Origin of the sequence: Rathayibacter sp. AY1A7, from assembly GCF_002930845.1 — a bacterium.
Lineage (GTDB): Bacteria > Actinomycetota > Actinomycetes > Actinomycetales > Microbacteriaceae > Rathayibacter.
In genome coordinates, this window is the sequence record NZ_PSTL01000004.1 from 40024 (window position 1) to 58100 (window position 18077).

An 18077-nucleotide genomic window follows, 5' to 3' on the forward strand; every position below is an offset into this window, starting at 1 on the left:
GCGCGACCAGGCGGGTACCGGTGGTGGGACTCGAACCCACAAGCCCTCTCGGACAGAGCATTTTGAGTGCCCCGCGTCTGCCATTCCGCCACACCGGCTCATCACCAGCCCGTCGAGAATACCGTAGGCTCATCGGCGTGACTGACCAGGAACCCTCGTCGACCGCACCCCGTCGGGTCGTCGTCGCCGAAGACGAATCCCTCATCCGCCTCGACATCGTGGAGATCCTCCGCGACAACGGCTTCGAGGTCGTCGGCGAGGCCGGCGACGGAGAGACCGCTGTGGCCCTCGCCACCGAGCTGCGCCCCGATCTCGTCATCATGGACGTCAAGATGCCCCAGCTCGACGGCATCTCGGCGGCCGAGCGCCTCTCTAAGGCGCACATCGCGCCCGTCGTCCTGCTCACCGCCTTCAGCCAGAAGGAGCTCGTCGAGCGCGCCAGCGAGGCCGGAGCGCTCGCCTACGTCGTGAAGCCCTTCACGCCCAACGACCTGCTGCCCGCGATCGAGATCGCCCTCTCGCGGTACGCCCAGATCCTCACCCTCGAGGCCGAGGTCGCCGACATGGTCGAGCGCTTCGAGACCCGCAAGCTCGTCGACCGCGCCAAGGGCCTGCTCAACGAGAAGATGGGGCTCACCGAGCCCGAGGCGTTCCGCTGGATCCAGAAGGCCTCCATGGACCGCCGGCTCACCATGCACGACGTCGCGCAGGCGATCATCGAGCAGCTGAGCACGAAGAAGGCCTAGCGCGAGGCCGGGCCCGAGGGCCCACGGCCTCAGGGCCAGAGGCGGGTGCGCTCCCACGGGGAGCCGCCCGCCTCCGTCGTTCCCGGGCGGTACTCGAGACGGGTGTGATCCTGCTCCGGCGCGGTCGAGCCCTGCCAGAACTCGATGCGCTCGGGCACGACGCGGTAGACGGCCCACTCCCGGTCGAGCGTCGCGGGCGAGCAGCCCACGGCGACGCTGGTCTGGAGCGTGACGAGGCCGAAGTCCTGCGCGCTGCGCATCGGCTCGCTCTGGCGTCCGACGAGCAGGGCGGTGCGAGCGGCCTCGGAGCGGCGGCGGAAGTCGTCGGCCGACTCCTGCGCGGAGGCGCGGTCGACCCGGCCCTCGACCCGGACCTGACGGCCCTGGACCGGCCAGAAGAAGGTCAGCGCGGCGTGCGGGTTCTCCTCCATGGCGCGTCCCTTGGGGCTGGTGGCATGGGTGGAGAACGCCCAGCCCGCCTCGTCGATCTCGCGCAGCACGAGCACGCGCGCCGAGACGGTGCCGTCGTCGGAGGCGGTGGAGAGCGTGGCGCCGTGGGGGAGGAGCTGGCCCGCGTCCTTCGCCTCCTCGAGCCACTGCGCGAACAGCTCGAGAGGATCGGCCGGAGCCGCCTCCGCATCGAACGAGGGCAGCTCGGAGGGCATGGACGGGAGGCTCTTGAGGAGATGGCGAAGGCTCATCCGCTCAGTGTCGCCCTTCGGGCACCACCGGGCACAGTCGCGCGCCGTCGCTTGACAGTGCTGCTCGCCGCGGTGCCGGGTCCCCGAGCGGCGCGGCCGACCGGTCGATCCCCAGTCGCGCGCAGGCGCGGGCGGTCCCGACGGCGGTCCCGACGGCGGTCGCGGTCCTGGGCGTGGTCGTCGCCCTCCGCTCCCGCGAGGGGGACCCGTCCGCTCCCGTCAGCGGGCGTCTCGGATGATGTTGGTGATCCGCACGGTGGAGAGGCGGCGCCCCTCCTGGTCGCGCACGACGATCTCGTGGGTGGTGAGGGTGGAGCCCAGGTGGATCGCGTCGCAGGTGGCGATCACGAAGCCCGAGTGGACCGACCGGCTGTGGCTCGCGTTCAGCTCGATGCCCATCGCCAGGCGGCCCGCGCCGGCGTGCACGTTCGCCGCGATCGAGCCCATCGACTCGGCGAGAACGACGTGCGCGCCGCCGTGCAGGATGCCGACCGGCTGCCGGTTGCCCTCGACGGGCATCGAGGCCACCGAGTGCTGCGGGGTGAGCTCGTGCCAGAGGATCCCCATCCGCTCGGCGAGCTCGCCCATGCCGCGGCCGATCCCGGCGACCAGGTCGAGCGCGGGCGGGCGGATCCAGGCGGTCGTGGTGGGGGTCGGCTCGGTCACGTCGCTCCTCGCGCTGGAGCCTCGGAGCGGCCCTGACCGGCGGGCGCGAGCGGGCCGATCCGGTGTCGGAGGCGCTGTGTAGTCTGGCCCTGTGTCAGATCCGGAACAGCCTACCCTCCTGCTCGTCGACGGCCATTCCCTGGCGTTCCGGGCGTTCTACGCGCTCCCGGTCGACAGCTTCCAGACCCGCGAGGGCCAGCACACGAACGCCATCCACGGCTTCCTCTCGATGCTGATCCTGCTGCTGAAGAACGAGAAGCCGACCCACCTCGGCGTCGCGTTCGACATCTCCCGCTACTCGTTCCGCACGCGCGAGTACCCGGAGTACAAGGGCACCCGCGGCGAGACGCCGCCCGAGTTCAAGGGCCAGGTCCCCCTCCTCGAGGAGGCGCTGCACGCCATGAACATCCGGACCGTCTCGAAGGAGGACTTCGAGGCCGACGACATCCTCGCGACGCTCGCCCGCCAGGGGGCCGAGGCCGGCTTCCGCGTGCTGGTCGTCTCGGGCGATCGCGACACCATCCAGCTGGTGACCCCGGACGTCACCCTGCTCTACCCCTCCACCCAGGGCGTCTCGCAGCTCACCCGCTACGACCGCGACAAGGTGTTCGAGAAGTACGGCGTCGAGCCGCACCAGTACCCCGAGATCGCCGCCCTCGTCGGCGAGACCAGCGACAACCTGCCCGGCGTCGACAAGGTCGGCCCCAAGACGGCCGCGAAGTGGGTCAACCAGTACGGCACGGTCGCCGACATCATCGCCCACGCCGACGAGATCAAGGGCGTGGTCGGCGAGAAGCTGCGCGAGCAGAAGGAGAACGCGCTCCGCAACCGCCGCCTCAACCGGCTGGTGACGGACGTCGAGCTCCCCCTCGGGCCGCACGATCTGACGCGCCGTCCGATCGATCCCGACGCGGTCCGCGAGATCTTCAGCCGCCTCGAGTTCAAGACCCTGCAGGAGCGGGTCCTCACGATCGCCGCGGAGGAGGGCGTCGACGGCGCTGCCGCGGCCCTGGCGGGCGACGTGGTCACGACCTCCGCACCCGCCGTCCGCACCCTGGTCGACGAGGAACTCGCGCACTGGCTCGACCGCGTGTCGGCGAAGGGCACCGCGCCCGTCGCCGTGCAGGTCCTGCTCGGAGCCGGCGGGCTCGAGGGTGTGGGTCTCGCGGTCGAGAAGGAGACGGCGTTCGTCCCGTGGGCCGCTGAGCGGCCCGACTACACCGCGCTCGAGCAGTGGCTGGCCGGGCCCGCCCCCAAGTACTTCGCCGACGCGAAGCCCCAGATCAAGGCGCTGCGGAGGGCCGGACTCCCCGTCGCGGGGCTCGCGTTCGACACCCGCGTCGCCTCCTGGCTGGTGCAGCCCACCGGGCATCCGGCCACGCTCGCGGCGCAGGTCGCGCAGCACCTCGACGAGACCATGGCGCAGGGCGACCCGAACCAGCTGGTCCCCACCGTCGAGCCGATGGGGCCCGCCACCGAGGCCTGGTACGCGTACCGGCTCGTCGCTCCGCTGCGCGAGCGGCTGGGCGAGGGGATGCTCTCGGTGCTCGTCGACATCGAGCTGCCGATCGTCCAGGTCCTCGCGACGATGGAGCTCACCGGCGTCGCGATCGACGCCGACGTGCTGGCGCGCCTCCGCGCCGAGCTGACCGTCTCGGCCGCCGACCTCGCGAGCCGCGCGTTCGCCGAGATCGGCCACGAGATGAACCTCGGCTCGCCCAAGCAGCTGCAGCAGGTCCTCTTCGAGGAGCTCGACATGCCGCGCACCCGGGCCACGAAGACGGGCTACACCACCGACGCCTCCGCCCTCGCCGACCTGCAGGAGTCCCACCCGCACCCGTTCCTCGGGCTGCTCCTCGAGCACCGCGACGCGACCAAGCTCAAGCAGATCATCGAGACGCTCGAGAAGTCGGTCACCGCCGACGGCCGGATCCACACCAGCTACGACCAGACCGGCACGGCCACCGGCCGGATCTCCTCCAACGACCCGAACCTGCAGAACATCCCCGTCCGCAGCGAGGTGGGCCGCCGCATCCGCACCGCCTTCGTCCACGGAGCGGACGCGAGCACCCTCCTCACTGCCGACTACTCGCAGATCGAGATGCGGATCATGGCGCACCTCTCCGGGGACGCCGGGCTGATCGAGGCCTTCCACTCCGGCGAGGACCTGCACCGCTTCGTCGGATCGCGGATCTTCGGCGTCGATCCGGGCGACGTCACCTCGGCCATGCGCAACAAGGTCAAGGCGATGTCGTACGGTCTCGCCTACGGCCTGAGCGCCTTCGGCCTGTCGAAGCAGCTGCGCATCTCGAGCGCCGAGGCCAAGCAGCTGATGACCGACTACTTCGTCCGCTTCGGCGCGGTGCGCGACTACCTCCGCAGCGTCGTCGAGCAGGCCCGCGAGACCGGCTACACCGAGACGATCTTCGGACGCCGGCGTCCGTTCCCCGACCTGCAGAGCGCGAACCGCGTCCTCCGCGACAACGCCGAGAGGGCGGCACTCAACTCGCCGATCCAGGGCTCGGCCGCCGACATCATGAAGCGCGCGATGATCGGCGTGCAGGCCGACCTCGACGAGCAGGGGCTCGGCTCGCGGATGCTCCTCCAGGTGCACGACGAGCTGATCTTCGACGTCGCCCCCGGCGAGGAGGAGCCGCTCGAGGCGGTCGTACGCGGCCGGATGGCGGGTGCCGCCGACCTGAGCGTCCCGCTCGAGGTGCAGGTGGGCCACGGGTCCGACTGGGACGTCGCCGCGCACTGAGCCGGCCGCAGGGCCTGGCTAGGCTCGGAGGCATGAGCACCGACACCCCCCGCGAGCCCACCGCCGTCGACGCCGTCGCCGAGCGCTGGGTCGACACGCTCGTCGACCTCGACCCCACCCTCGGCACCGCGATCGGACGCAGCGGCGCGAACGGCCGTCTGGGCGACTACTCGCCGGCCGGTCTCGAGCAGGCCCGGGCGGCGACCGCCTCGGCCCTCGCCGAGCTCGAGGCCGCCGACCCAGTGGACGACGTCGACCGCGTCACGGCCGCCGACCTCGGCGCCGAGCTCCGGCTCTCCCTGGAGGGGCACGACGCCGGTCTGCCGCTGCGGGACCTCAACGTGATCGCGTCCCCGGCGCAGGAGCTGCGCGACGTCTTCGACCTGATGCCGACGGACGAGGTCGCCGACTGGGAGGCGGTCGCCGAGCGGCTGCTGGCCGTGCCGGCCGCCCTCGAGGGCTACGCGGAGACCCTGCGCGAGGGGATCCGCACCGGCGTGGTCCCCGCCCGCCGCCAGGTCGAGCTCGTCGCCGAGCAGGCGCGGAAGATCGCCGCTCCCCGCGGGTTCTTCGCCGAGCTGGCCGCGGAGGCCGCCCCCGCCGCCGGATCCCTGCCCGCGTCGCTCGCCCAGCGACTGGAGGACGGCGCCCGCCGTGCCTCGGCCGCCTACGGGTCGCTCGCGCAGTTCCTCCGGGGCGAGCTCGCCCCCGCCGCGACCGAGCAGGACGCCGTCGGCCGGGAGCTGTACGCGCTGCACTCCCGCCGCTTCCTCGGCGCTGTCGTCGACCTCGACGAGACCTACGAGTGGGGGATCGAGGAGCTGGCCCGCATGACGTCCGAGCAGGAGGCGATCGCGCGCGAGATCCTGCCCGGCGCCTCCGTCGCCGAGGCGATCGCCCACCTCGAGGCGGACCCGGCCCGCACTCTGCACGGCGTCGACGCTCTGCAGGCCTGGATGCAGGAGACCAGCGACCGCTCCGTCCGCGAGCTCGCCGGCACCGCCTTCGACATCCCGGAGGAGGTGCGCCGCCTCGAGTGCAGGATCGCGCCGACCCAGGAGGGCGGCATCTACTACACCGGTCCGAGCGACGACTTCTCGCGCCCGGGGCGGATGTGGTGGTCGGTCCCGGCCGGAGTCACCGAGTTCGCCACCTGGCGGGAGCTGACCACGGTCTACCACGAGGGCGTCCCGGGCCACCACCTGCAGATCGGCCAGGCCGTCCACAACCGCGCCCGCCTCAACACCTGGCGCCGTCAGCTCGCCGGGACCTCCGGCCACGCCGAGGGCTGGGCGCTCTACGCGGAGCGGCTGATGGAGCGCTTCGGCTACCTCGACGACCCGGCCGACCGCCTGGGCATGCTCGACGGACAGCGGATGCGCGCGGCGCGCGTCGTGCTGGACATCGGCGTGCACCTCCAGAAGCCGATGCCGGGCTCCGACACCGTCTGGACCGCCGACTCGGCCCTCGACTTCCTGCGGGCCAACGTGAACATGGACGACGCGTTCGTGCGCTTCGAGGTGAACCGGTACCTCGGCTGGCCGGGGCAGGCTCCGTCCTACAAGATCGGGCAGCGGATCTGGGAGCAGCTGCGCGACGAGGCGGAGGCGCGCGAGGGCGCCGCGTTCTCGCTCGCGGCCTTCCACCGGAGGGCGCTCGACCTCGGCGGCGTCGGTCTCGACATCCTCCGCTCCTCCCTCGCCGGCTGACTCCGGAACCCGCGCCTGGACGGGCGCGGCGAGATTGCCGTGCGCCTCCCGGGGCGTCTAAGCTGGGGTGTCACATCTGTGGCGCCGCCGTGCCCGCGGCGCGCGAGGAAGGCCGGTCCTCCGGCCGGCCGAGCGCGGCTCCCGGGCCGGAGGCACATCCCTCACCACCGCAGTGGTCACCACTCCGCCGAGCCGCGAGGCCCGCAGGCGGCCGCCGCCCGAGACCCATCCATCCTGGAGCATCCCTTAATGACAACCGCAACGACCGACAAGGCAACCAAGCAGGTCGCGATCAACGACATCGGGTCTGCTGAAGACTTTCTTGCCGCGGTCGAAAAGACTCTGAAGTTCTTCAACGACGGAGACCTCATCGAAGGCACCGTCGTGAAGATCGACCGCGACGAGGTCCTCCTCGACGTCGGCTACAAGACCGAGGGCGTCATCCCCTCGCGCGAGCTCTCCATCAAGCACGACGTCGACCCCTCCGAGGTCGTCAACGTGGGCGACAGCGTCGAGGCCCTCGTCCTCCAGAAGGAGGACAAGGAGGGTCGCCTGATCCTGTCCAAGAAGCGTGCGCAGTACGAGCGCGCGTGGGGCGACGTCGAGAAGATCAAGGAGTCGGACGGCGTCGTCACCGGCTCGGTCATCGAGGTCGTCAAGGGCGGTCTCATCGTCGACATCGGCCTCCGCGGCTTCCTCCCGGCCTCGCTCATCGAGCTGCGCCGCGTCCGCGACCTCACGCCGTACCTCGGCCAGGAGATCGAGGCGAAGATCCTCGAGCTCGACAAGAACCGCAACAACGTGGTCCTGTCGCGTCGCGCGCTCCTCGAGCAGACCCAGTCCGAGAGCCGCACCACGTTCCTGAACAACCTGCACAAGGGTCAGGTCCGCAAGGGCGTCGTGTCGTCGATCGTCAACTTCGGTGCGTTCGTCGACCTCGGCGGCGTCGACGGTCTCGTCCACGTCTCCGAGCTCTCCTGGAAGCACATCGAGCACGCCTCCGAGGTCGTCGAGGTGGGCCAGGAGGTCACCGTCGAGATCCTCGAGGTCGACCTCGACCGCGAGCGCGTGTCGCTCTCGCTCAAGGCGACCCAGGAGGACCCGTGGCAGGTCTTCGCCCGCACCCACGCGATCGGACAGGTCGCGCCGGGCAAGGTCACGAAGCTGGTCCCGTTCGGTGCCTTCGTCCGCGTCGCGGACGGCATCGAGGGCCTCGTCCACATCTCCGAGCTGTCGGGCAAGCACGTCGAGCTCGCCGAGCAGGTCGTGTCGGTCGGCGAAGAGGTGTTCGTCAAGGTCATCGACATCGACCTCGACCGTCGCCGCATCTCCCTCTCGCTCAAGCAGGCGAACGAGAACGTCGACCCCGAGGGCACCGAGTTCGACCCGGCGCTCTACGGCATGGCCACGGAGTACGACGACCAGGGGAACTACAAGTACCCCGAGGGCTTCGACCCCGAGACCAACGAGTGGCGCGAGGGCTTCGAGTCGCAGCGCGAGGCCTGGGAGCAGGAGTACGCCGCTGCTCAGGCGCGCTGGGAGGCCCACAAGGCCCAGGTGGCCAAGTCGCAGGAGGAGGCGGCCACCGTCTCCGAGGGCGTCTCGGTCGGCGCCGGCTTCACCAGCGAGTCGACCACCGGCGGCACCCTCGCCGACGACGAGTCGCTCGCCGCGCTCCGCGAGAAGCTGTCCTCGAACAACTGATCGCGAGCACATCGCATCGAACGGCCGGTCCCCTCGGGGGCCGGCCGTTCGGCGTTCCGGGCGACGGCGCTGGGTAGGGTGGCCGGGTGCATCTCGTCGCCCTCACCGGAGGCATCGCCTCGGGCAAGTCCACTGTCGCCCGCCGTCTCGCCGAGCACGGAGCGGTGGTGGTCGACGCCGACGTCCTCGCGCGCGAGGTCGTCGAGCCGGGGGAGCCGGCGCTGGCGGCGATCGCCGAGCGCTTCGGCCCGTCCGTGATCCGCGCGGACGGCGCGCTGGACCGCCCGGCGCTCGGCGCGATCGTCTTCTCGGACGCGGCGGCCCGCGCCGACCTCAATGCGATCACCCATCCGGCGGTGACGCTCCGCTCGCAGCGGCTGTTCGCGGAGGCCGCCGAGGCGGACCCGGACGCGGTGGTCGTCTACGACGTCCCCCTCCTGGCCGAGGGCCGAGGAGCGGGGGAGTTCGACGAGGTGGTCGTCGTGCACGCGCCGCAGCACCTCCGCATCGAGCGTCTCGTCGCCCGCCGGGGATTGACCGAGGAGGAGGCGCGGGCGCGGGTCTCGTCGCAGGCGAGCGACGAGGAGCGCCTCGCCCTCGCCGACGTCGTGATCGACTCCTCCGGCACGCTGGAGGACACGCTCGCTCGGACCGACGCGCTGTGGGAGCGGCTCGCCCGCTGACGGTCCCTCCCCGACACCCGCCCTCGTGACCGAGCGGCCCGGCCGGAGAGCGCACCCCCGTTCGCCGCCAGCGCACGCGCCGTCCGGTGTCGGTGGTCGCGGCTACGCTTCGAACCATGGAGCCAACCCGTGCCGTGCACCCGTTCGAGGTCATCAGCGAGTACAAGCCGAGCGGTGACCAGCCCGGCGCGATCGCCGATCTGAGCGCCCGCATCAACGCCGGCGAGACCGATGTCGTCCTGCTGGGCGCCACCGGAACCGGCAAGTCCGCGACCACGGCCTGGCTCGTCGAGGCCGTGCAGCGCCCCACGCTCGTGCTCGCGCACAACAAGACCCTCGCCGCGCAGCTCGCCAACGAGTTCCGCGAGCTGTTCCCCAACAACGCCGTCGAGTACTTCGTCTCGTACTACGACTACTACCAGCCCGAGGCCTACGTCCCGCAGACGGACACCTTCATCGAGAAGGACAGCTCGGTCAACGCCGAGGTCGAGCGGCTGCGCCACTCCACCACGAACTCGCTCCTGAGCCGCCGCGACGTGATCGTGGTGTCGACCGTCTCGTGCATCTACGGCCTCGGCCAGCCCGAGCAGTACCTCGAGGCGATGGTGGCGCTCCAGGTCGGCCAGCGGGTCGATCGGGACCGCCTCATCCGCAAGTTCGTGTCGATGCAGTACGCGCGCAACGACGTCGACTTCGCCCGCGGCACCTTCCGGGTGCGGGGCGACACGATCGAGATCATCCCGATGTACGAAGAGCTCGCGATCCGGATCGAGATGTTCGGCGACGAGATCGAGGCGCTCTACACGCTCCACCCGCTCACCGGCGACATCGTCCGGAAGCTCGACTCCGTGTCGGTCTTCCCCGGCTCGCACTACGTCGCCAGCCAGGACGTCATGCACCGTGCGATCGACACCATCCAGCAGGAGCTCGAGGTGCGCCTGGCCGACCTCGAGAAGCAGAACAAGCTCCTCGAGGCGCAGCGCCTGCGGATGCGCACGACCTTCGATCTCGAGATGATGCAGCAGATCGGATTCTGCTCCGGCATCGAGAACTACTCCCGCCACATCGACGGCCGCGAGTCGGGCGAGGCCCCGCACTGCCTGCTCGACTACTTCCCGGACGACTTCCTCGTCGTGATCGACGAGTCGCACGTGACTGTGCCGCAGATCGGTGCGATGTACGAGGGCGACGCCTCCCGCAAGCGCACGCTGGTCGAGCACGGCTTCCGCCTGCCCTCGGCGATGGACAACCGGCCCCTGAAGTGGGAGGAGTTCAAGTCGCGCGTCGGTCAGACCGTCTACCTCTCGGCGACCCCGGGCCGCTACGAGATGGGCATCGCCGACGGCATCGTTGAGCAGATCATCCGCCCGACCGGCCTGATCGACCCCGAGATCGTCGTCAAGCCGACGAAGGGCCAGATCGACGACCTGCTCGAGGAGATCAAGCGCCGCACCGAGCGCGACGAGCGCGTGCTCGTCACGACGCTGACGAAGCGCATGGCCGAGGAGCTCACCGACTTCCTCACGGAGGCGGGCGTCCGCGTCCGCTACCTGCACTCCGATGTCGACACCCTGCGCCGCGTCGAGCTCCTCTCGGAGCTGCGGGCGGGCGTCTACGACGTCCTGGTCGGCATCAACCTGCTGCGCGAGGGGCTCGACCTGCCCGAGGTCTCGCTCGTGGCGATCCTCGACGCCGACAAGGAGGGCTTCCTCCGCTCGTCCACGTCGCTCATCCAGACGATCGGCCGTGCGGCGCGCAACGTCTCGGGCGAGGTCCACATGTACGCCGACAAGGTGACGGACTCGATGCGGCTCGCGATCGACGAGACCGACCGCCGACGCGAGAAGCAGGTCGCCTACAACCTCGACCACGGCATCGACCCGACACCGCTGCGGAAGAAGATCGCCGACATCACCGACGCCCTCGCCCGCGAGGGGGCCGACACCGCCAAGCTGCTCGCCGGGCGCGACGCCAAGAAGAAGAGTCCGACGCCGAACCTGCGCCGCCAGGGTCTCGCCGCGAACGGCGGCAACGACCTCGAGGCGATCATCTCCGACCTCAACGGGCAGATGCTCCAGGCGGCGGGCGAGCTCAAGTTCGAGCTCGCGGCCCGGCTGCGGGACGAGGTCCAGGAGCTCAAGCGCGAGCTCCGCCAGATGGAGAAGGCCGGGCACCTGTCCTGATCGGGGGCGCTGATCCGCAAGGGGAGGGGCCCGCGGATCAGCGCCCAGCGAACGCCACGGGCGATGTCGGTAGCTCCGCATACACTTTCGGAGTGTCGATCCTGAACGCCGTTACGGACCCCTCCTCCACCCCCTCTCCCTCCTTCCACCGCTTCGTCTCCTCGCTCGACGAGTCGTCCGCGAAGCTGGTGGTGAGCGGCGCGCGGGTGCACAACCTGCAGAACGTCGACCTCGAGATCCCGCGCGACTCGATGGTGGTGTTCACCGGTCTCTCGGGCTCGGGCAAGTCCTCTCTGGCCTTCGACACGATCTTCGCGGAGGGCCAGCGGCGCTACGTCGAGTCCCTCTCCGCGTACGCCCGCCAGTTCCTCGGGCAGGTGGACCGGCCGGACGTCGACTTCATCGAGGGCCTCAGCCCCGCGGTCTCGATCGACCAGAAGTCGACGAACCGCAACCCGCGCTCGACCGTCGGCACGATCACCGAGATCTTCGACTACATGCGTCTGCTGTGGGCGCGCATCGGCGTCCCGCACTGCCCCATCTGCAGCGAGCGGATCTCCGCGCAGACCGTGCAGCAGATCGCCGACCAGCTGATGGAGCTCGAGACCGGTACCCGCTACCAGATCCTCAGCCCCGTCGTCTCGCAGAAGAAGGGCGAGTTCGTCGACCTCTTCAAGGAGCTGACCGCGGGCGGCTACTCCCGCGCCATGGTGGACGGGAAGCTCGTCCAGCTGAGCGAGCCGCCGGTGCTCAAGAAGCAGTACAAGCACGACATCTCCGTCGTGGTCGACCGGCTCGTGGCCGGCCCCGACATCCTCGGGCGCCTCACCGACTCGCTCGAGACGGCCCTGCGGCTCACCGACGGCATCGTGCAGATCAACTACGTCGACGGCGAGGGCGACGGCGCCTGGACCACCTACTCCGAGAAGCTGTCCTGCCCCAACAACCACCCGATCTCGCTGACCGAGATCGAGCCGCGGACCTTCTCCTTCAACGCGCCCTTCGGCGCCTGCCCGGAGTGCTCGGGCCTCGGCACGCGCATGTCGGTCGACGACGAGCTGCTGCTCGGCGACCCCGACCTGAGCATCGCCGAGGGCGTCATCATCCCCTGGACCACCCAGGGCAAGGGCTTGTTCCAGTACTACGAGAAGCTGCTCGACGGCCTCTCCCGCGACCTCGGCTTCACGCTCACCACCCCGTGGAAGCGCCTCAGCACCGAGGTGCAGCAGGCCGTCCTCCACGGCGACAACTTCGAGGTCAAGGTCAAGTGGAAGAACCGCTACGGCCGCGAGATGAGCTACACCTCGGGCTTCGAGGGCGTCGTGCCCTACATCGAGCGCCAGTTCGTCCAGGCCGAGACCGACGTCCAGCGCACCCGCTGGTCCGAGTTCCTCCGCGAGGTGCCCTGCCCCGTGTGCAAGGGCTCGCGCCTCAAGCCCGAGGTGCTCGCCGTGCTCGTGCACGGGGCGAGCATCGCGGACGTGGCCGACCTCAGCCTCGGCGACGCCCAGGACTTCATGAGCCGGCTCGAGCTGACCGACCGCGAGGCGCACATCGCCGCGCAGGTGCTGCGCGAGATCCGCGCGCGCATCGACTTCCTCATCGAGGTCGGGCTCAACTACCTCAACCTCTCGCGCGCCGCCGCCTCCCTGTCGGGCGGCGAGGCGCAGCGCATCCGCCTGGCGACCCAGATCGGCTCCGGGCTGACCGGCGTGCTCTACGTGCTCGACGAGCCGAGCATCGGCCTGCACCAGCGCGACAACCGCCGCCTGATCGACACCCTCATCAAGCTGCGCGACCTGGGCAACACGCTGATCGTGGTCGAGCACGACGAGGACACCATCCGCACCGCCGACTGGATCGTCGACATCGGCCCGGGCGCCGGGGTCAACGGCGGCAAGGTCGTTCACTCCGGCTCCTACGAGTCGCTGCTCGAGAACACCCACTCGCTGACCGGCGACTACGTCTCGGGCCGCAAGGCGATCGAGGTCCCGAAGAAGCGGCGGAAGATCGACCGCAAGCGGATGATCAAGGTCGTCGGGGCGAACGCCAACAACCTCCGCAAGGTCGACGCGGAGTTCCCGCTCGGCACGTTCGTCGCGGTCACCGGGGTCTCCGGCTCCGGCAAGAGCACCCTCGTGAACGACATCCTCTACCGCGTGCTCGCCAACCAGCTCAACGGCGCCCGCAAGGTGCCGGGCAAGCACACGCGCGTCACCGGCCTCGAGAACCTCGACAAGGTCGTGCACGTCGACCAGAACCCGATCGGCCGCACGCCGCGCTCGAACCCCGCCACCTACACGGGCGTGTTCGACCGCATCCGCAACCTTTTCGCCGAGACCACCGAGGCGAAGGCGCGGGGGTACCTGCCCGGCCGCTTCAGCTTCAACGTCAAGGGCGGCCGCTGCGAGGCCTGCTCGGGCGACGGCACCATCAAGATCGAGATGAACTTCCTGCCCGACGTCTACGTCGCGTGCGAGGTCTGCGGGGGAGCGCGCTACAACCGCGACACCCTGACCGTGCACTACAAGGGCAAGAACATCGCCGAGGTGCTCGACATGCCGATCGCCGAGGCGGCCGACTTCTTCGAGCCGATCACGGCGATCCACCGCTTCCTCCGCACGCTGGTGGAGGTGGGCCTCGGCTACGTCCGCCTCGGGCAGAGCGCGACCACGCTCTCCGGCGGCGAGGCGCAGCGCGTCAAGCTGGCGACCGAGCTCCAGCGCCGCTCCAACGGCCGCAGCGTCTACGTGCTCGACGAGCCGACGACGGGCCTGCACTTCGAGGACGTCCGCAAGCTCCTCCTCGTCCTCAACGGCCTGGTCGACAAGGGCAACACGGTGATCACCATCGAGCACAACCTCGACGTCATCAAGTCGGCCGACTGGCTGATCGACATGGGTCCCGAGGGCGGCGCCGGCGGCGGACAGGTGGTCGCGGTGGGCACCCCCGAGCACGTGGCGAAGGTCGAGGGCAGCCACACCGGCATGTTCCTCGCCGAGATCCTCGGCTGACGCGAGCGAGAGGCATGGCGCAGACAGTCGACTTCCGGCCGAAGCCGGGTGAGATCCCGACCCTCCCGGGCGTGTACCGCTTCACGGACGCCCGGGGGCGGGTGCTCTACGTGGGCAAGGCCAAGAACCTCCGCGCGCGGCTGAGCAACTACTTCGCCCCGCTGCCGAGCCTGCACGAGCGCACCCGGCGGATGGTCACCTCGGCCTCCGGCGTCGAGTGGACCGTCGTCGGCACCGACGTCGAGGCCCTGCAGCTCGAGTTCACCTGGATCAACGAGTTCGATCCCCCCTTCAACGTCAAGTTCCGCGACGACAAGTCCTACCCCTACATGGCGGTGACGCTCGGCGACGAGGCCCCGCGGGTGATGGTCACGCGGAACGCCAAGATCAGGAAGGCCCGCTACTTCGGGCCCTACCCGAAGATCTGGGCGATCCACGAGACGATCGACCTGATGATCAAGGCGTTCCCAATCAGGACCTGCAACGACTCCAACTACAAGCGCGCCATGCAGAGCGGCAAGCCCTGCTTCGCGTCGCAGATCGGCCGCTGCGGCGGGCCCTGCTCCCACCGCGTCACCTTCGCCGAGCACCGCGAGATGGTCGACCGCTTCGTCGCCTTCATGGGCAGCCACGACCGCCGGATGATCGGCGAGCTCGAGAAGGAGATGCGCGAGGCCGCCGCGGCGATGGAGTACGAGCGCGCCGGCAAGCTTCGCGATCAGGCCGCCGCCCTCGACGCGGTCCTCGCCAAGAGCGCGGTCGTGCTCAAGGACAACGTGGACGTCGACCTCTACGCGATCGTCCACGACGAGCTCGCCGCCTCCGTGCAGCAGTTCCGGGTCCGCGGCGGGCGCATCCGCGGCGAGCGGGGCTGGGTCGTCGACAAGGAGCTCGACATGAGCACGGCGGAGCTCGTCGACACGGCCCTCCAGGCCGCCTACGAGACCGGCGACGTCCCGCCCCGGGAGGTCGTCGTGCCGGAGCTGCCCGAGGACACCGAGGCGCTCGAGGAGTGGCTGAGCGGACTGCGCGGCACGAACGTGCGCCTCCGAGCGGCCCAGCGCGGAGACAAGGCCGCCCTCCTCGAGACGGCGACGCAGAACGCGAAGCACTCGCTGATGCTCTACAAGACCCGCCGCTCCGCCGACTTCACCGCTCGGACGCAGGCTCTGGAGGACATCCGCGACGCCCTCGGCATGAGCGAGGCGCCGCTCCGGATGGAGTGCTACGACGTCTCCCACCTCAGCGGCACCAACATCGTCGCCTCGATGGTGGTCTTCGAGGACGGGCTCGCGCGGAAGGACCAGTACCGGCGGTTCTCCATCGCGGAGTCGACGGACGACACCGAGTCGCTGTACCAGGTGCTCACCCGCCGCCTCGCCTACCTCCGCGAGCCGGTCGAGCCCGCGGCGGTCGACCCCGAGACCGGCGAGGCCAAGCGGCGCAAGTTCTCGTACCCCCCGCAGCTGCTGATCGTCGACGGCGGCCAGCCGCAGGTCGCGGCGGCGCAGCGCGCGCTCGACGAGTCCGGGGTGACCGGCATCACCCTCTGCGGGATCGCCAAGCGCCTCGAGGAGATCTGGCTGCCGGACTCCGACTTCCCCGTCATCCTGCCGCGCAACAGCGATGCGCTCTTCCTCTTCCAGCGCATCCGCGACGAGGCGCACCGCTTCGCGATCACCCACCAGAGGACGCGTCGCAAGCGCGACATCTCGTCGCAGCTGGCCGAGGTGCCCGGGCTCGGAGGCACGCGAGTTCGCGACCTGCTGAAGCACTTCGGATCCGTCGCCCGGCTCCGCGAGGCGGGCGAGGCCGAGATCGCCGAGGTCAAGGGGATCGGCCCGACGCTGGCGGGCGCGATCCACGCGCACCTGCATCCGGACGGGTCCGCCGTCGGGGGCACGCCCTAGGCTGGAGGCCCGCGCTCCGGGGGAGAGCGGCCGGTGCCCGGCACCGAGGACACGAGCAGACACGAGCACGGAGAGCGCATGAGCACGGAGAGCGAGCAGCAGGACGTGCTGATCGTCACGGGGATGTCCGGAGCGGGCCGGTCCACGGCCGCGAACGCGCTGGAGGACCTCGGCTGGTACGTCGTCGACAACCTGCCGCCGCAGATGCTGCGCCCGCTGGTCGACCTGGCGCAGCGTGCAGGGGACACGCTGCCGAAGATCGCGGCGGTCGTCGACGTCCGCGGACGCGACTTCTTCGAGGACCTCGGCGACATCGTCCGCGAGCTGCGCGCCGGGGTCGACCTCCGAGTGGTGTTCCTCGAGGCCACCGACGCCGCGCTCGTCCGTCGCTTCGAGCAGGTGCGCCGTCCGCACCCGCTGCAGGGCCGGGGGACCCTCCTCGACGGCATCTCCGCCGAGCGGACGCGCCTCGCTCAGCTGCGGGAGTCGGCCGACATCGTCATCGACACCTCGGATCTCAACATCCACCAGCTGGCCACCAGCATCACCGAGCGCTTCGCCGAGGCCGGCCGCGCGGGCCTCCAGGTCACGGTGATGAGCTTCGGCTTCAAGTACGGGCTGCCGACGGACGCCGACATGGTGGCCGACGCGCGGTTCCTGCCGAACCCGTACTGGATCCCGGAGCTGCGTCCTCACACGGGTCTCGACGAAGAGGTGAGAGACTACGTGCTGGCCCAGCAGGGCGCCGAGGAGTTCATCGACTCCTACTCCCGGGCCCTGCGCCCCGTGCTCGACGGCTACCAGCGCGAGAACAAGCGCCACGCGACCATCGCGATCGGCTGCACGGGAGGCAAGCACCGCTCCGTCGCGGTCGCGGGCCGTGTCGCGGCCCGTCTGGCCGAGCTGCCGGGCGTCGCCGTCAACGTGGCGCACCGCGACCTCGGCCGAGAATGATCCCCGCGCGCTCAGCCGCGCACCCGACGTAAGGAAGACTCCGTGGCCCTCACCGCAGACGTCAAGGGCGAACTGGTCGCGATCGTCTCGCGCAAGAACACCGTCCGTGCCGCCGAACTGGCGACCATCCTCCGCTTCTCCGGAGGACTGCACATCATCTCCAACCGCCTCGCGGTCGAGGTCGAGCTCGACTCCGCCCCGCTCGCGACCCGCGTGCGCCGCGACCTCGCCGAGCTGTACGGCGTCCGCAGCGAGGGCAGCATCGTCTCGGCCGGCGGATCCCGGAGGACCACGAGCTGGCTGGTGCGCGTCGTCGAGGGCGGGGACACCCTCGCCCGGCAGACCGGCCTCCTCGACCAGCGGGGCCGGCCCGTCCGCGGCCTGCCCAACCGCCTCACGACCGGCTCCCGCGAGGAGCTCGCCGCCCTGTGGCGCGGCGCCTTCCTCGCCCAGGGCTCGCTGACCGACCCGGGCCGCTCCGCGGCGCTCGAGATCATCTGCCCCGGCAACGAGGCGGCCATGGCGATCGTCGGAGCCGCCGGACGCCTGGGAGTCCAGGCCAAGTCCCGCGAGGTGCGCGGCGTCCACCGGGTCGTCATCCGCGACGGCGAGAGCATCAGCGCGATGCTCACCCTGATGGGCGCGACCGCGACCGTCGCGAGCTGGGAGGAGCTGCGCCAGCGCCGCGAGGTGCGGGCGACCGCGAACCGCCTCGTCAACTTCGACGACGCGAACCTCCGCCGCTCCGCCCAGGCCGCCGTCGCGGCGTGCGCCCGCGTCGAGCGCGCGATGGAGATCCTGGGCGACGACATCCCCGAGCACCTCCGCTACGCCGGGCGCCTGCGCCTCGCGCACCGCGACGCGAGCCTCGACGAGCTCGGCCACCACGCCGATCCGCCGATGACGAAGGACGCCGTCGCCGGCCGCATCCGCCGCCTCCTCGCGATGGCCGACAAGCGCGCGTCCGACCTCGACATCCCGGGCACCGACGCGAACCTCCCGGCAGAGCTGCAGGACCTGTAGGCCCGGCCGCACGGCGCGCCCCG

12 protein-coding genes and 1 tRNA gene are annotated in these 18077 nt (G+C 70.7%); 10 read left to right on the forward strand and 3 right to left on the reverse strand.

The features are described 5' to 3' along the window. Positions 1-15 precede the first annotated feature (15 nt). Positions 16-98: transfer RNA gene (locus C5B95_RS05225), tRNA-Leu, on the reverse strand. 39 nt (positions 99-137) lie between these two features. Here C5B95_RS05225 and C5B95_RS05230 point away from each other — a divergent pair. Further along, entirely contained in the window at positions 138-746 is a 609-nt protein-coding gene (locus tag C5B95_RS05230) for an ANTAR domain-containing response regulator (protein ID WP_104221889.1), read from the forward strand. A 29-nt stretch (positions 747-775) separates the two neighbouring features. On the opposite strand, the gene C5B95_RS05235 is transcribed toward C5B95_RS05230, so the two are convergent. Further along, positions 776-1447, reverse strand: coding sequence for a pyridoxal 5'-phosphate synthase (locus C5B95_RS05235; protein WP_104267312.1), 672 nt, complete (start codon positions 1445-1447; stop codon positions 776-778). Positions 1448-1666: 219 nt separating this feature from the next. Next, positions 1667-2113, reverse strand: coding sequence for a PaaI family thioesterase (locus C5B95_RS05240; RefSeq protein ID WP_374953047.1), 447 nt, complete (start codon positions 2111-2113; stop codon positions 1667-1669). Between the two features lie 91 nt (positions 2114-2204). On the opposite strand from C5B95_RS05240, the gene polA reads away from it, so the two are divergent. The 9 genes from polA to whiA all read left to right on the forward strand — a co-directional run bounded on the left by polA (position 2205) and on the right by whiA (position 18054). Continuing rightward, complete coding sequence (gene polA / locus C5B95_RS05245; protein ID WP_104347762.1) at positions 2205-4874, forward strand: DNA polymerase I; 2670 nt, start codon at positions 2205-2207, stop codon at positions 4872-4874. A gap of 32 nt (positions 4875-4906) precedes the next feature. After that, entirely contained in the window at positions 4907-6583 is a 1677-nt protein-coding gene (locus C5B95_RS05250) for a DUF885 domain-containing protein (protein WP_104348645.1), read from the forward strand. A 249-nt stretch (positions 6584-6832) separates the two neighbouring features. Next, positions 6833-8287, forward strand: a complete 1455-nt coding sequence (gene rpsA, locus C5B95_RS05255) for a 30S ribosomal protein S1 (RefSeq protein ID WP_104221897.1) — start codon at positions 6833-6835, stop codon at positions 8285-8287. Between the two features lie 86 nt (positions 8288-8373). Beyond that, positions 8374-8970, forward strand: a complete 597-nt coding sequence (gene coaE / locus C5B95_RS05260) for a dephospho-CoA kinase (RefSeq protein ID WP_104267315.1) — start codon at positions 8374-8376, stop codon at positions 8968-8970. A gap of 116 nt (positions 8971-9086) precedes the next feature. Next, on the forward strand, positions 9087-11153 hold the full coding sequence (uvrB, locus tag C5B95_RS05265) for an excinuclease ABC subunit UvrB (RefSeq protein WP_104221901.1): 2067 nt from the start codon (positions 9087-9089) through the stop codon (positions 11151-11153). Positions 11154-11338: 185 nt separating this feature from the next. Beyond that, positions 11339-14167 carry an excinuclease ABC subunit UvrA gene (uvrA, locus tag C5B95_RS05270; protein WP_374954250.1) on the forward strand — a complete coding sequence of 943 codons (2829 nt, stop codon included), beginning with the start codon at positions 11339-11341 and terminating at the stop codon, positions 14165-14167. Positions 14168-14181: 14 nt separating this feature from the next. Next, entirely contained in the window at positions 14182-16077 is a 1896-nt protein-coding gene (uvrC, locus tag C5B95_RS05275; protein ID WP_104232640.1) for an excinuclease ABC subunit UvrC, read from the forward strand. Between the two features lie 78 nt (positions 16078-16155). After that, positions 16156-17031 (forward strand): RNase adapter RapZ, encoded by an 876-nt coding sequence (rapZ, locus tag C5B95_RS05280; protein WP_097166020.1) that lies wholly within the window; start codon positions 16156-16158, stop codon positions 17029-17031. Between the two features lie 42 nt (positions 17032-17073). Beyond that, positions 17074-18054, forward strand: coding sequence for a DNA-binding protein WhiA (gene whiA, locus C5B95_RS05285; protein WP_104221905.1), 981 nt, complete (start codon positions 17074-17076; stop codon positions 18052-18054). Positions 18055-18077: the final 23 nt, after the last annotated feature.

Bases quoted from the DNA above. Each gene is read 5' to 3' on its own strand.
- C5B95_RS05235 (WP_104267312.1), bottom strand. From the start codon at position 1,447: ATGAGCCTTCGCCATCTCCTCAAGAGCCTCCCGTCCATGCCCTCCGAG.
- C5B95_RS05250 (WP_104348645.1), top strand. From the start codon at position 4,907: ATGAGCACCGACACCCCCCGCGAGCCCACCGCCGTCGACGCCGTCGCC.
- rpsA (WP_104221897.1), top strand. From the start codon at position 6,833: ATGACAACCGCAACGACCGACAAGGCAACCAAGCAGGTCGCGATCAAC.
- uvrB (WP_104221901.1), top strand. From the start codon at position 9,087: ATGGAGCCAACCCGTGCCGTGCACCCGTTCGAGGTCATCAGCGAGTAC.
- uvrC (WP_104232640.1), top strand. From the start codon at position 14,182: ATGGCGCAGACAGTCGACTTCCGGCCGAAGCCGGGTGAGATCCCGACC.
- rapZ (WP_097166020.1), top strand. From the start codon at position 16,156: ATGAGCACGGAGAGCGAGCAGCAGGACGTGCTGATCGTCACGGGGATG.